This is a genomic window from Acinetobacter sp. 24-47-66 (genome assembly GCF_056779755.1).
On record NZ_JBWYIL010000007.1, the window covers coordinates 77,217 to 91,960 of the forward strand.

At 39.6% G+C, this 14,744-nt stretch carries 14 protein-coding genes and 3 pseudogenes; 9 read left to right on the top strand and 8 right to left on the bottom strand.

Annotated elements, in window-relative coordinates; genetic code table 11:
* Positions 1-2: 2 nt before the first annotated feature.
* From AC1M84_RS08355 to rplS, 6 genes are all read left to right on the top strand, one after another.
* Positions 3-500, top strand: a complete 498-nt coding sequence (locus AC1M84_RS08355) for a type IV pilin protein (RefSeq protein ID WP_481594822.1) — start codon at positions 3-5, stop codon at positions 498-500.
* Positions 484-948 carry a type IV pilin protein gene (locus AC1M84_RS08360; RefSeq protein WP_481594823.1) on the top strand — a complete coding sequence of 155 codons (465 nt, stop codon included), beginning with the start codon at positions 484-486 and terminating at the stop codon, positions 946-948. The genes AC1M84_RS08355 and AC1M84_RS08360 overlap by 17 nt, the downstream gene beginning before the upstream one ends.
* A gap of 144 nt (positions 949-1,092) precedes the next feature.
* The gene (gene rpsP, locus AC1M84_RS08365; protein WP_035264308.1) at positions 1,093-1,350 is read left to right on the top strand and encodes a 30S ribosomal protein S16; all 258 of its coding nucleotides are present in this window, start codon (positions 1,093-1,095) and stop codon (positions 1,348-1,350) included.
* A gap of 18 nt (positions 1,351-1,368) precedes the next feature.
* Complete coding sequence (gene rimM / locus AC1M84_RS08370) at positions 1,369-1,917, top strand: ribosome maturation factor RimM (RefSeq protein ID WP_035264305.1); 549 nt, start codon at positions 1,369-1,371, stop codon at positions 1,915-1,917.
* 26 nt (positions 1,918-1,943) lie between these two features.
* Positions 1,944-2,684, top strand: a complete 741-nt coding sequence (trmD, locus tag AC1M84_RS08375; protein WP_092766672.1) for a tRNA (guanosine(37)-N1)-methyltransferase TrmD — start codon at positions 1,944-1,946, stop codon at positions 2,682-2,684.
* Between the two features lie 179 nt (positions 2,685-2,863).
* Positions 2,864-3,235 carry a 50S ribosomal protein L19 gene (gene rplS, locus AC1M84_RS08380; RefSeq protein ID WP_004787066.1) on the top strand — a complete coding sequence of 124 codons (372 nt, stop codon included), beginning with the start codon at positions 2,864-2,866 and terminating at the stop codon, positions 3,233-3,235.
* A gap of 60 nt (positions 3,236-3,295) precedes the next feature.
* On the opposite strand, the pseudogene AC1M84_RS08385 reads toward rplS, so the two are convergent.
* From AC1M84_RS08385 to AC1M84_RS08415, 7 genes and pseudogenes are all read right to left on the bottom strand, one after another.
* Positions 3,296-4,260, bottom strand: a pseudogene (locus AC1M84_RS08385) (esterase/lipase family protein).
* Positions 4,261-4,419: 159 nt separating this feature from the next.
* Positions 4,420-5,395, bottom strand: a pseudogene (locus tag AC1M84_RS08390) (lipase family alpha/beta hydrolase).
* A 227-nt stretch (positions 5,396-5,622) separates the two neighbouring features.
* Positions 5,623-6,597 (bottom strand): annotated as a pseudogene (locus AC1M84_RS08395) (lipase family alpha/beta hydrolase).
* A 158-nt stretch (positions 6,598-6,755) separates the two neighbouring features.
* Positions 6,756-7,745 carry a lipase family alpha/beta hydrolase gene (locus tag AC1M84_RS08400; protein WP_481593375.1) on the bottom strand — a complete coding sequence of 330 codons (990 nt, stop codon included), beginning with the start codon at positions 7,743-7,745 and terminating at the stop codon, positions 6,756-6,758.
* Between the two features lie 221 nt (positions 7,746-7,966).
* A complete protein-coding gene (locus AC1M84_RS08405) occupies positions 7,967-8,950 on the bottom strand; it encodes an esterase/lipase family protein (protein ID WP_092766675.1) in 984 nt (327 codons plus the stop codon).
* Positions 8,951-9,232: 282 nt separating this feature from the next.
* Positions 9,233-10,219: an esterase/lipase family protein gene (locus tag AC1M84_RS08410; protein ID WP_481590089.1), complete on the bottom strand. Its 987-nt coding sequence runs from the start codon at positions 10,217-10,219 to the stop codon at positions 9,233-9,235.
* Positions 10,220-10,256: 37 nt separating this feature from the next.
* A complete protein-coding gene (locus AC1M84_RS08415; protein ID WP_481594824.1) occupies positions 10,257-11,297 on the bottom strand; it encodes a lipase secretion chaperone in 1,041 nt (346 codons plus the stop codon).
* 146 nt (positions 11,298-11,443) lie between these two features.
* Between AC1M84_RS08415 and truB the strand changes: the two genes are divergently transcribed.
* The 3 genes from truB to AC1M84_RS08430 all read left to right on the top strand — a co-directional run bounded on the left by truB (position 11,444) and on the right by AC1M84_RS08430 (position 13,736).
* Positions 11,444-12,349, top strand: a complete 906-nt coding sequence (truB, locus tag AC1M84_RS08420; protein ID WP_481593377.1) for a tRNA pseudouridine(55) synthase TruB — start codon at positions 11,444-11,446, stop codon at positions 12,347-12,349.
* Between the two features lie 12 nt (positions 12,350-12,361).
* Positions 12,362-13,129 carry a sulfite exporter TauE/SafE family protein gene (locus AC1M84_RS08425; protein ID WP_092766679.1) on the top strand — a complete coding sequence of 256 codons (768 nt, stop codon included), beginning with the start codon at positions 12,362-12,364 and terminating at the stop codon, positions 13,127-13,129.
* Between the two features lie 148 nt (positions 13,130-13,277).
* Positions 13,278-13,736, top strand: coding sequence for a hemerythrin domain-containing protein (locus AC1M84_RS08430; protein WP_035264279.1), 459 nt, complete (start codon positions 13,278-13,280; stop codon positions 13,734-13,736).
* 36 nt (positions 13,737-13,772) lie between these two features.
* Here the strand turns inward: AC1M84_RS08430 and AC1M84_RS08435 are convergent, their stop codons facing one another.
* Positions 13,773-14,651, bottom strand: a complete 879-nt coding sequence (locus AC1M84_RS08435) for an EamA family transporter (protein ID WP_481590085.1) — start codon at positions 14,649-14,651, stop codon at positions 13,773-13,775.
* Positions 14,652-14,744 lie beyond the last annotated feature (93 nt).

Below are 14,744 nucleotides of genomic sequence, written 5' to 3' on the forward strand. Positions count from 1 at the left end.
CCATGAATCAAAAAGGTTTTACGCTGATTGAGTTGATGGTTGTTGTGGTGATGATTGCCATATTGATGACAATCGCAGTGCCATCTTACCAAAGTTATTTAAAACGTAATGCTGCTGCACATGCTCAGCAAGAAGTATCCAAAATTATTGAACAACTTGAACGCTATAAAAGTCGCAGTTTTTCCTATCGAGGTTTTGATGCGAAGTATATCTACGATCAAGATACTTCAATGACGAGTATTTCCCTGCCTGATGCGAAGAAACCAAAATATGTGATTAGTATTGCCGATATCAGTGAAAAAACACCTAAAACCTTATTAAGTTCAGATCAGGGCTTGGGACGGGCATGGGGGATTCGAGCTGTACCAACGCAGACAGGCTATGATGCGTTTTTGGCGACGAGTCAGGGTATTCGTTGTAAAACAGAATATTTGGTGGAAAATGACTTAAAAGAAGTCAATGCATATACAGGATGTGGTGCAAATGCAAAACAATGGTAATTCAGGATTTACTTTAGTAGAGATTATGATTGCAGTGGTCATCATTGGAATTTTAGCCATGATTGCCGATCCGTCCTACCAAGAATATGTTCGTAAAACTAAACGTGTCGAAGTAAAAACCACATTGGCAGATATTGTAGCTCGACTTCAGCACTATCAGGTTGCGAATTACAGTTATATTAAACCGGATGGCAAAGCAGTCACGTTGGCTGAATTGGGATTTCAGACCAATGCGCAAAATCGAGTTGAAGTTCCGCATTATGATCCTGTCTATACGGTTGGTATATCAGATGTAACCAACAACAGTTGGGTGTTGAGTGCAGTGCCTGTCAGTGGAAAATTGATGCAAACAGATGGTCACTTTGTCATAAATGAAGCCAATGAAAAATGTTGGGTGAAAGCAGCTTCTTGTACACCTTCTTCAAGTACAAACTGGGATGGAAAATAAATTTAAATTCAAAAATGTGGATAAATAATTTTTGAGCTTTCAATCGGATCAAAGTTCACGTAAAATACTGCCCTCTATGAAAGGGGTTTGAAATGTATCGATGGTCGGTGCAGGGATAATCCGTAAAAACTATAAGGTTCTATCATGGTTGTTATTCGTCTTGCACGCGGTGGTGCTAAAAAACGTCCGTTCTATCAAATCATCGTGACTGATAGCCGTAATGCACGTGACGGTCGTTTCATCGAACGTATCGGTTTCTTCAACCCTACAGCTCAAGGTAAAGCAGAAAAACTTCGTTTAGATGCTGATCGTTTCGCTCACTGGGTTGCTCAAGGTGCTCAACCTTCTGAACGTGTTGCTTCATTAGCTGCTCAAGCTAAAAAAGCTGCAGCTGCTGTTTAATACGGTAGAAGCTAGCCCATGACACCAACACAGAATGTTCCCGAAGATCGTATTCAGATTGGACAGCTACGTTCAGCTTATGGATTAAATGGGTGGCTCTGGGTCTATTCCAATACAGAACCTATGAGCAACATCTTTGACTATCTGCCTTGGTACATCGAGACCAAAGCAGGTTGGCAAATTGTAGATGTGAAACGTTGGAAGCCACATGGCAAAGGCTTAGTTGTTTCGCTGAAAGGTGTGAGTGATCGTACTGCAGCAGACAATTTAGTTGGCGCAAATATCTGGATTTCTAAATCGCAACTGCCTCAACCAGGCGTGGACGAGTATTATTGGTCTGATCTAAAGGGTCTAACAGTGTTAGGTCTGGATGATGAAGAGCAAGAAGTCAATCTTGGTCAAATCCACGAATTGTTTGAAACAGGTGCTAACGATGTGATGGTAGTTCGCGCAACTGCTGACAGTGTCGATGGCGAAGAGCGAATGATTCCATGGCATAAAGATGTGGTGCAACGCGTTGATCTCGAAACTGGTCGTATCTATGTCAATTGGGGCGTAGATTACTAATATTTTCGGAAATACGGGAGTCTGCGATGTTTTTTGCAGTCATTACGCTTTTTCCTGAAATGTTTGAAGCGATTACAAGTTTTGGTATTAGCGGTCGCGCAGCGAAACGCGATTTAATGCAAATTCATTGTATTAATCCTCGTGATTTTGCAACAGGGAACTACAAACGAGTGGATGAGCGTCCATTTGGTGGTGGTCCTGGTATGGTGATGATGGCTGAGCCATTGGCAAAAGCAATTCATCGTGCCAAAGAGCTTGCAACGCAAGCAGGTGCTGTTCATGTACCTGTGGTGTATATGTCGCCACAAGGTAAAACCTTAAATGAACCTTCAGTACAAGATTTCGTGCAATATGACGGATTAATTGTATTGTGTGGTCGTTATGAAGGTGTTGATGAGCGTTTGATCCAAAAATATGTTGATCAGGAATGGTCCATAGGGGATTACGTTTTATCTGGGGGAGAACTGCCTGCGATGGTTTTATTGGACAGTATTATTCGGAGACTTCCGGGTGCAATGTCTGATGAACAATCACACGTTCAAGACTCATTTGTGGATGGTTTACTCGACTGTCCGCAATATACAAAGCCTGATCATTTTGAAGGTTTGGATGTGCCTGAGGTACTAAAATCAGGTCATCATGCAAATATTGAAAAATGGCGTTTTTTGCAGCGCTATCAACGAACGCTTGAACGTCGACCTGAATTGGTTGAAAAAGTTGAGTTGACTAAGCAGCAAAAGAAATGGCTCAAAGATTCGCAAAAATAAATCTTTTAGATTTATTTAAGCAAATATGACCTCAAGTATATTGCTTGAAGTATTAAATAGGCTCTTTATGCATTGAAGCGGTCAAGCATGAAGGGAAAGTCAATCGGGTCTATGCGCCTTAGCCTCTAGCCCCAGTGGATATCAGACCTCTTCTGACCCACACATATTGGAGATACCCCATGAGCGGTAAGCATCCTTTAGTACAAGCTGTAGAAAATGCTCAGCTTAAACAAGACATCCCAGCTTTTGCACCAGGTGACACAGTAGTTGTCCAAGTAAAAGTAAAAGAAGGCGACCGTGAACGTCTACAAGCGTTCGAAGGCGTTGTAATCGCTAAGAAAAACCGTGGTTTGAACTCTGCGTTCACAGTACGTAAAATTTCTAGCGGTGTTGGTGTTGAGCGTGTTTTCCAAACTCATTCACCAATTGTAGCTAAAATCGAAGTTAAACGTCGTGGTGACGTTCGTCGTGCTAAACTTTATTACCTACGTGAACTTTCTGGTAAAGCTGCACGTATTCGTGAAAAGTTACCAGCTCGTAAACAAGGTTAATTTTAGCCTTGCTTCGAAGCAAAAAAATGCGCCTTTTGGCGCATTTTTTATGATCAAAACTTACAAACCTTGAATCTTCAAACGATTGGCATGTTGTCTAAAGATTGATACTGGATCGGGAGCAAAGAAGCCTTTAAGCCCAAGTATTTGATTGACTTCATCAAAATGATTTAAGTTGTAATTATCACGAATTACTTTGCCGTATTTAGCACTACAAATAGGCACGAGACCATCGTGATTGCGTTCATTAGGCATAATCGCTGTCCCTAAGACAACATTGCGGTATCTAAAATATCGAGAACATTGGTCACCTTTGAAGAACCAATCCAAGAATAATGATATACGCCGTTAGCCGTTTGTGATGAACCGTTAGAATTACAGTCTTTTGGGATCGCAGCAGAAGGGAACTTTTGATTAAATTCTAAAGAACCTTTTACAGAAAGATCATACATGGATTGTTCGTAATTAACGCTAAGACTTGGATTACCTTCCATAATTGAAATTGCAGGTGCCAAAATATCACCAATAACTAATTTTGCTACACTATTAAGCACTTTACTATTTACGAAAGTATCTCCTAGGGGAGAGCCCTTAATGCTGCCTGCAACAGCAGTCAGTGAAGCAACTTTCTCAGGAGCAATGGCTTCAACGTAACGTACAGTAGGTCCACCATGACTATGGCCGATCAAATTGACCTTGTCTTTACCCGTAATAGCTAAAGCTGTTTCCACTTGTTGTAACAGTTGCTCACCACGAACCACAGTTGATTCGACAGGAGACATTTGAGCGACAAAAACACGTGCACCATTTCGTGCGAGGTCAGGGGTAATTTGATAGAACTGATCTAAACCGAAATGTTCTGTACCAATGCGGCTAAAACCTAATGCAAAGCCATGGGCCATTACAATAGGGTACTTAGTTTGCGCATAATTGGTATTTACGTATTTAGCTTCGACATCGATCAGGCCGGAAGCATATGTAAGTTGAGATAAACCTACGAGACTTAGCAGAAGTGCTGGGATCATTTTTTTTTGTTTTCATTTTTTCTTCCTTAAAAAGACAATATTTATTGTCAAAAAATATTGTAAAGAAAAACTAAACAAAAATAAGATAAATCCGACTAAATGTTGATCATTATTAAACTGAAAAGAAAGGGTGAAAAATTCACCCTTTGTGTTTAGGTTTTATAGCCTTTGGAGTTTAAGTCGATTTGCATGCTGACGATAAACATCTACAGCACTTGGTGCAAAAATGCTTTTTAAACCGAGTAGATGGTTAATTTCATCTAAATGATTCCATTTATAATTATCACGAATGACCTTGCCAAATCGAGCGGAGCAACGCCCTACAATTCCATCTCCATCTTTTTCAGCCAAAAGAGAAGAAGCTAACATGCCATAATCAGATGGATCTAAAGCGGTATTAAATGGAGAGTTACCCATAAATGAATAATAATGAGTATTGTTGACACGATAAGCCCCTTCGCCACATTGGGTTATAGGTACGCCATTTGGGAAATTCTGACTAAATTTGAGTGATTCTTTCGTTCCTAAACTTTGTAGGGCTGCTTTAGCATCATAAGGAAAGACTTTTGGATCAAGACCAGATGCGAATGTAATCACTGGCGATACCAGATTGTCAAAAATCACGCGAGCAGGTGCTTCTAAAATATTACCTACTAATACCTTCTAGTATATCAGCCATTCTTGCTCCCTGATTTCCAGAAGCAATTGTCGTAACAGATGCGACATGATCAGGTATAACACCTGCAATATATCGAACAGTCTGACCACCATGACTATGTCCGATTAAATTCACTTTTTGCTTGCCGGTAATGGCAAGTATCTCTTCAACTTGACTCAGTGCTTGTTCGCCTCGCACTTCACTTGAGTTCATCGTTGAAACACGTGTTTGCCAGATGTTTGCACCATTTCGAGCAAGATCAGGAGTGATCTGATAAAAGTAGTCAACACCGACCATACTACCAAAGCCAAATAAGCCATGGGCAAGCACAATAGGGTATTGGGTTTGTGCATAATTTGATTTAGGTGTTTTGACGGTATGGTTAACGGCTAAATCTTTAATATGCGTTGAGGCTTGTGCAACAGGAAGAAAACATGAACCTATGCATAGGCTCATGACTATTTTTTTTAGTTTCATTTTCGATACTCATTCAGTGATTCGTTTATTTTTATGATTCAGGCGATATCCATCGCCATAATTTAAGATACTAAAATTGTGACTTAAGTCTATAAAAAATAGATAAATTGCAAATTTATTGATATAAATTGGATGGGTGACCCATTTATAGGATAGATATGTCATGCTAATGAGGGCTATTTAAACAGTCTGGACCCATCTAGAGATGAGTGCAGACAAAAAATATATTAGAGACCTTGTTGTTTAAGCCGATTTGCATGTTGACGATACATCGAGACTGGATCTGGCGCAAAGACACTTTTTAAACCAAGCACTTGATTGACTTCATCTAGATGATTCCAATTGAGATCATCACGGATGGTTTTACCGAATTTCGCACTACAACGTGAAACGAGGCCATCATTATCTTGACCACCATCAATTAATAGACTGGTAATTTTTAAAGCTGAGTCTAGATCAAGTGGGTTTGTGACCGTTCCGATACCCGTAAAGGAATAGTTATATATTCCTTGTTCACGATATAAACCTTCAGAGCATGAGTTTTGAGGAACGCCTATAGGATATTTTTGATTAAATATTGCTGATCCTGCTAAGCTCAAACTATTGGCTCCCGCAAGTGAGTCATGAGGGAAGGATGCTGGATTAAGTCCCTGTGCCCAAATAATAGCTTTAGACAGTAGATTGACTACAGCCACAATAGGTGTTTCAAGGATTGGTGCTGTATCACGAATTTTTAATATAAAATCAGACACTGGTGAGCCTTGATGTGGCGCCCCAATCGTTGTCATTGATGCGACTAATTCAGGTCTTACACCTGCGACATATCGAATTGTGGGCCCTCCGTGAGATTGACCGATTAGATTGACCTTAGGCGACCCAGTGAGTGCAATGACTTCTTCAACTTGATGTAAAAGTTGCTCACCCCGAATTTCTGATGAGTTAAATGGCGATACACGGGAAGCCCATACATTTGCACCGTTACGGGCGAGATCAGGTAAAATTTGATACCAATAATCTACACCGAGTGGATCAGTGCCAATACGGATAAAACCAGACATTCCGTGACTAAATACGATTGGATACTGGGTTTTTGCATAGATAGTTTAAAATTTTGAAGTCACTTGTTCAGGTGTTGTAGCAGCGTAACTCGTGCCAATTAAACAGGCGAAAGAGAGGCATGTCCCCAAAATAAATTTTCTCATCTCTATTCCTTAGATGGATTGAAATACTCGACAATTTCCGTTGTCACAATAAGAGTATAGCGAAGCAAAAGGAAAGAAAAGTGGATTTAAACTTTAGGGAACAATTTTTAAGATAAGCCTCCATAATTTCGTGATGAGCGTATGGAGGCTTGAGAAGATTATAGTCCTTGAAGTTTCAAACGATTTGCGTGTTGTCGATAAACCGATACTGGATCTGCTGCAAAAATGCTAGTCATCCCCATCATTTGATTGACCTCATCTAAATGATTCCAACGGTAATCATCCCGAATCGTTTGTCCGAAGCGAGCACTGCAAACTGGGACTAAACCATCATTTGCACCTTCCTTAGATACAATGAAAGATGCCGCTTGCATTGCATAATCCGATGGATCAAGGGCATTGGTAAACGGTGTATTACCAGTAAATGAATACATACGCATGCCATTGACTTGATATGCACCCTCACCACATTTTGTGGTTGGTACACCCGCAGGGAAACGTTCTGTAAATGCTAATGAGCCTGCTGTAGATAAACTTTTAGCCGAGGCAAGCGAATCATGTGGCAGGCTTTTCGCATTTAATCCTTGTGCCCAAACAATCGCTCCCGAGACAAAATTTATCGCTGTCGCAAGCACAGTATCAAGTCCTGTTCCTTCTGAACGCAAGATAAAGTCTGCCATAGGTGATCCTTTATTCACACCAGCGACAGTGGTCATGGATGCCACATGTTCAGGAATTGTTCCACCAATATAACGTATTGATGGTCCACCTTGACTATGCCCAATTAAGTTCACTTTTTGTGCACCAGTAATGGCTAAAATATCTTCAACTTGTTGAAGCAATTGCTCTCCACGAATTTCGTTGGAGTTGAATGGAGATACTCGTGTAGGCCAGACATTAGCACCATTACGCGCTAGATCTGGCAGGATTTGGTGCCAATAATCTAAACCAAAGCTCTCTGTACCAAGACGGACAAATCCTGTTAGTCCGTGTGCAAATACGATTGGGTATTTAGTTTTTGCGTAGGTATTGTATTTGCCAAGTGTCGAGGTTACAGGTTTCACTTCTAATGCAGAAGCATTAGATAATTGAGTCGTTAAGCAAGCTGCAGACGTAAGTAGGCACGCCATAATTTTGTTGTATTTCATCATCATCCTCAACTTTTTATTATCAAACCCTAATCCTAGAGTTAAATTGATTATAGTGATGTAAATCACATTTTAAATATCGAATAGATGAATGGTAAATTTTTAAGGTTAAAAAAGAGAGGTAGATTTGATCAATGAACTATCTTGATGAAGATTTGAATCTGCTTTCAAATCCAGCCTAATGAATTTGAAAGCAATTACTCAATTAAAGAGCTAGAGATTTAAAGTCCTTGTAATTTAAGGCGGTTGGCGTGCTGTCTATAAACTGCAACTGGGTCAGGAGCAAAAAATCCTTTAATTCCGAACAGCAAGTTCACCTCATCTAAATGATTCCACGGAAAGTCATCACGAATAGTTTTACCAAAATGGGCACTACAAACTGGAACGATGCCATCATTTTTTCCTGCTTTATGAACCGACAAACGGTCAAGTAGAACCATGACAGGGTCACCTAGATCCAAGGCATTCGTAAAAGGCTTGTTTCCTGTCATTGAATATAAATGAATTCCTTTTTCTTGATAAGCACCTTCGCCACAGTGGGTTAATGGTAAACCGAGAGGGAATTTTTGATTAAACAAGGCAGTTCCTTCAACAGATGTACTCACACCAGCGGCCATCGCATCATGTGGGAACGTATCAGCAGGAAGACCTTGCGCCCACATAATGACTTTACCAAAAGTGCTGATGAGAACATTCAGTAGCTCTGATGTTCCTGTTTTATCTGCGATTTTTAATACATCTGACGCGATGATTGTGCCTTTGTTGGCACCGGCTACAGTCATCACCGATGCAACATGTTCAGGCATTACACCTGCGGCATAACGAACAGAGTTTGCACCATGACTATGACCAATCAGATTGAGTTTGTCAGCACCAGTAATCGCCATGACTTCTTCAAGTTGTTGAACATATTGTTCACCTCGGACTTCAGAAGAATTGAAAGGAGACATTCTAGCCGCCCATGTGTTTGCACCGTTTCTCGCTAGATCAGGTAAAATTTGATACCAGTAATCCATGCCTAGACTTTCAGTGCCCAAACGTATAAATCCAACCATTCCATGAGCGAATACAATAGGATATTTCGTTTTGGCATAGTCAGATTTGACACTTGAGACTTTGATCTGTTGAGCTTGAGTAGCATAAGTTGTCGTAGATGTTAGACATAGCGCTGTCACCAGCGAGCCTAGAATGTGTTTTATTTTCATTATTATTCCTAGTTTTTAGTGAATCTATGATGTTCTTCCAGATGAACATACAGAAGACCTTAAAAGATGTTATTGAATGCAACAAGATACAAAAAATGCCAATTTAGCTTGCCGAATTAACATATAAAAAGCAAAAAAGAATCAAAAGTTGAAATAATTAAAGGATTTAATCATTAGCAAATGTGTTCAAAAAGCATTATTTAAATTTGGTCGAGAGTCGCTGATGGTCGGAAAAGCTATTCTGATGAATAGCTTTCCATTTGACTGCGCTATTTTTTGCGTCTAGAGTCCTGTCAGTTTCAAACGATTGGCATGTTGGCGATAAAGTGAAATAGGATCTGGGGCAAATAAACCTCTGAGACCGAACATCATATTAGCTAAATCGGTATGATTTAGTTTGTAATCATCACGAATCACACGTCCAATATGCGTGCTACAGCGCCCAACCATGCCATCATTATCTTTATTGCCATACGCTAAAGGCCCGAGCTGCATTAAAATGGTATCGATATCTAAGAGGTTGGTGGTTTGTGCAACACCAGTCCAAGAATAATAAAAGATTCCGTTGTCCATTGGGCTGCCTAAACGAGTACAACTTGACGCGAGAGCTTTTGTTGGAAAACGTTCATTAAATGCAGCAGAGCCTGTTTCAGTTAATGATTTCATCGAAGCATCAAAGCTGATCGGCATATCAGGACGACCTTGTGCATAAGCAATTAATGGGGGAATGATGTAATCCCCTAAAATATTAAATATTGTTCGAGTTGCTTCATTATTTTGAATTTTATCTGCGACCATAGAACCTCTGAAAGTCCCTCCTACACCAGTAACAGAAGCAACATAGTCGGGTTTTACTGCTGCAACATAACGTACAGTCGGTCCGCCGTGCGAATGACCAATCAGATTGACCTTTTTCTGCCCAGTGATCGCAATTACTTCTTCAACCTGAGAAATTAATTGTTCTCCTCGAAATTCAGTCGTATGAGCAGGTGAGAGTTGTGCTGCAAAAACGCGTGCACCATTGCGCGATAGATCAGGTAAGATTTGATACCAATAGTCAATATTGAATGTTTCATTGCCTATGCGAGACCAGCCTAACCAACCGTGTGTCATCACAATAGGATATTTGGTTTTTGCGTAACTACCGATCTTTGTCTCATTTACTTCGAGTAATCCCGGACCTGCGTGGGCAGTTAATGAGCTTGATAAGCATAGCGTTGTGACGAATGCTAACGTCGTAGGTATCAATTTAAGTTTTAAGTTTTTCATCGTTCTTCCCTGTGAATGAATGTGTTCCTTGAAAAGATTAATCGGCAAAAGGAAGTTGACCGCCTTGATCGTGAACTTGCTCGAATGTTTCTACCCGAAGTTGCTCTTGTGAATTATTAAAATGTTGAGAACGGAGGCGTTGTACAGCTTCCTGCTTTGCACTAGGGCTCATATTACTTTTTACAATGCTGTCACGTTCAGATAAATATTGATTGACCTTGCTTTTCCAATTTGAGCGCTGTCCATCAAGATTTTCTAGACGTTGTGTTGCTTCAGGACCCACTAAGCTGAGACGCATTTGACGAATTTCTTCTGCACTACCACCACGAGCTTTAATTTCTGCAGTTAATTGACGCAGATCTTCGAGTTGAGAAAGTTGTTTTAAATTTTCTTTCCAATCTTCAGGTAGATCATTGAACAGTTCTTTTAATTTATCGGCTTTTTGTTTTTCCGATAAATTTTTATCTTCCATGACACTCATGCGAGCCAAGGTATAATCATGATATTCATCTTCGATACCAAATAAACCTTCAATTTCATAGTCTGAAAAAAATTGTTTACGCAATGATTTCATCTGATTAAAAATAGCTTTGTAATACTGCGCACTTTCTTTGTCATGGTTTGGTGGTGTTAGGTCACCCATTTTTTCACGATATTGAACATAGCGTGACCATAAATCTGTCAGTTGACCTAGTAATGGTTCTTGATAGGTGCTTTGAGCAAATTTAATAAAATCAGCCTTGATTTGCGGAATCTCTTTTTCGCCGTATTGGGTAATAAAAAACTCAAAACAGTTCTTAGTATTTTCATTCACAATCAAACGGTTGGCGTTATCGGTTTGGATTTGACAATTGATTTGAATATCTTGCTGACTTTTACTTGCAAAGCTAGAACCATTCACGGTTGTACTTTGTTGTAGCGCCATATTTTCTGCTTGAATTTCGGCATCTTGTGCTGCTCGTTGTGAGTTTTCAGCAGATTCAGCTGAGTCAGGTTTCAACCATTGAAAGAGAAGGAATAAAACGATCAGACACGCCACAATCAGCAGTGTAATTTTCAATTTAGCTTTTGAATTCATTTCACATCCTATGAAATCATTTAGTTATTATTAATGGTGTAGAATAATTTGCAACAAATGTCACATTTTATGCATAAAAATTTAATCAATATTCGATAAATGGATTTGATAAAATAGCAGTATTTTACTGATCTGAATATTATCTAATGTCTGCTAAATCTCCAAAAATTACTCGACGTCATATAAGTGGTGTATTTCTACTCAACAAACCTTTGGGGATTAGCTCAAATGCAGCATTGCAAAAAGTGCGTTGGCTCTATCGTGCTGAAAAAGGTGGTCATACTGGCGCTTTAGATCCATTAGCATCAGGCTTACTCCCGATTTGCTTAGGTGAAGCGACCAAGTTTTCACACTTTTTACTGGAATCTACTAAACGTTATCAAACGACGATTCAATTGGGAAATAGTACAACTACAGGTGATGTCGAGGGTGAAGTTTTGCTCGAGGCACAACCGATTGAACTTAACGAAGATAAAATTCAAAGCGTGATTCAGCAATTCGTTGGAGACATTCAACAAGTTCCTCCAATGTATTCTGCTTTAAAGAAAGAAGGTCGTCCTTTGTATGAGCTGGCGCGTAAAGGAATTGAAATCGAACGTGAGGCTCGTCCAATTCATATTTTCGCGATTGAACTGATGTCTTTCACTCAAGATTCAATTACTTTGGATGTGACATGCTCAAAAGGAACGTATATCCGAGTATTGGGAGAGGATATTGCTAAAGCTTTAGGAAGTTATGGGCACTTAACATATTTACATCGTATTCAAACTGGACATTTTGGTATTGTGCCAGAGTACACCATTGAATACTTAGAAAGTCTAACTGAACAACAACGTGAAGCATTGTTGTTACCTGCTTATGCGCCTGTGGATCATTTTCCAAAAGTTCAAGTACCAGAAGGTCGTGCAGAATATTTTTGTCGTGGGATGGAAAGCAATATTGATCATCCTGCCGAATCTCAAGTCCTCGTTTTTGACGAAAAAAAGTGTTTAGGTTTAGCTGAAATTACTGATAAAAAACGTCTAGTTCCTAAACGTGTATTAAATTTATAAGCGAACTCAATTATGGAATTAGACATCATCCTCAGCCTGATTTTTTTTGCATTTTGCGCAGGCGCAATTGATGCAGCAGTCGGTGGTGGTGGTCTCATTCAGATTCCAGCATTGATGAGTGCTTTTCCTCATATGGCGCCAGCAACATTATTTGGCACCAATAAGCTAGCTGCGGTTGTTGGAACAGCAACATCTGCGTGGACTTTCGCTAAAAAAGTTAAGTTTGAATGGAAGTTATTACTGGTGGTGGCGATATGTGCTGCCATCAGTTCTTTTGCGGGAGCTGCCAGTGTTTCCATGATTCCGAAATCAATCTTGCAGCCCTTTGTCTTGGTGATGCTGATTGTGATGGCAATTTACACATTGTCAAAGAAGGAGTTTGGACAGGTTCATATTGCACAAACGGTAAACACTAAAATTCTGATCTTGGCTGGAATAGGAAGTTTGGCGATTGGGTTTTATGACGGATTATTCGGTCCGGGAACGGGAAGTTTTTTTATTTTTTATTTTATTCGATATTTACAAGTCGATTTTTTGCATGCAGCAGCTTTGGCCAAGATTGGTAATGTGATGACCAATTTAGCCGCTCTTACATTCTTTATTCCTGCAGGCCACATTTTATTTGCAGTAGGTGCCATGATGGCTGTCGCTAATATGATCGGCTCGATTGTCGGGGTGAAGTTGGCGCTTAAATACGGTAGCGGTTTTATTCGTATTCTGTTTTTAATTCTAGTATCTATTTTAATTGTTCGATTAAGTTATCAGATGTTCTTAATGTAAACCATTCTCAACATTAAACTTTTTTATACAAATCGCTTCTTAAACCTATCTCGAAGTTATCGCCTAAGCTCTTATAGTAAGTTGAGTGTTTTGAAGATCATTCAAGTTTTTCTTTTTTCAAATCATATTTATAAGACAGGATAACAAGATGAATATTTTTGAAGCTTTACGTGAAAGTCATGATGTTCAACGTGAACTTGCTGAGAAGCTGGTTCAAACTTCAGGGGACACGCCAGAACGCCGAACATTATTTGAGCAGCTAAAAAATGAATTGTTTGCTCATGCAGTGGCAGAAGATCGATACTTCTATATTCCACTGATGATGACAGATTCAGGTTTGAATATTACGCGTCATGCATTGGCTGAACATCATGAAATGGACGAATTACTTGAGCAACTCACCGAAACTGAATTCAGTAATCCAGGATGGTTAGCCATCGCAAAAAAATTGTCAGAAACAGTGCATCATCATCTTGAAGAAGAAGAGCATGGCTTTTTTCAGCAAGCAGGAAAAATTCTAGAGGATAAACAAAAAGAGAGTTTGGCTAAAAAATATCAAACTGAATATAAGAAATATAAGAAATTAGATAAAGACAGCTTGGTTTAATCCCATGATAAAAAAGATGGCATGTGCCATCTTTTTTTATGTTTCTATGCCATGTGATTTCATTCTAGCAGCGCGATAAGTAACACCAATTGATGCAATCATAATACAACCCAAAGCAACGGCTTGTAATAAGGTAATGTGTTCATTCAACAGTAACCAACCTGTCAATGCACCTAATGCTGGTGACAAACTTGATAGCGTTCCATAAGACATTTTACTTAAATTCTTTAATGCCAATAAATCCAATGCATAGGGAATGGCTGTAGCCAAAAGCGCAATGACGATGGCTTGTGGCCAATATCCAAATTGAACTAATGCGGATGGATTATGAACCATACTGATCGGTAATAATGTCAATGCTGAGAGGACGATCGCAATGCTGAGAGCATGCATGCCGATATTCTGCCGAACGACTTTCTGTCCAAAATAAATATAGAATGCCCAACAAATGCCTGCACCAATGGCCATAGCAGCACCAAGATATGAAAAGTTAGTCGCATTGGCATCTTGCCAAGGCACCATCAGCACTACACCGAAAATTGCCATGATGACCCAAATGTAATCACTTCGTTGTTGAATTGACAGTAAAGCCAAGGTGAGTGGTCCTAAGAACTCAAGTCCTACTGCAATCCCTTGTGGTAGTTTTCCTAATGATGCATAAAACAAGACATTCATCAAAGCGACTGAACCACTATAAAAGAGAAGATCTTTCCATTTTAAGTAAGGAAGGCGACGAAGAATTTTCCATGAACGGAACATCAATACAACCATAATTGATGCAAAGCATAGACGTAAAGTGACCACAGTAAATGGATCTAAAACTTCAAAAAGCTGCTTTGCGAAGGATGCACTAATTTGATAGGCGATCATGGATAAGACCATGAACAGCACGGCAGTGAGTTGAGCATTTGGCATTGGGAAAACGAAGCCGAATTAAAAAGAGTGAGACTGCTCAAATTTTAACATTATTATGATGACCACAGTGCTTCAATCCATCATGGAAAATGT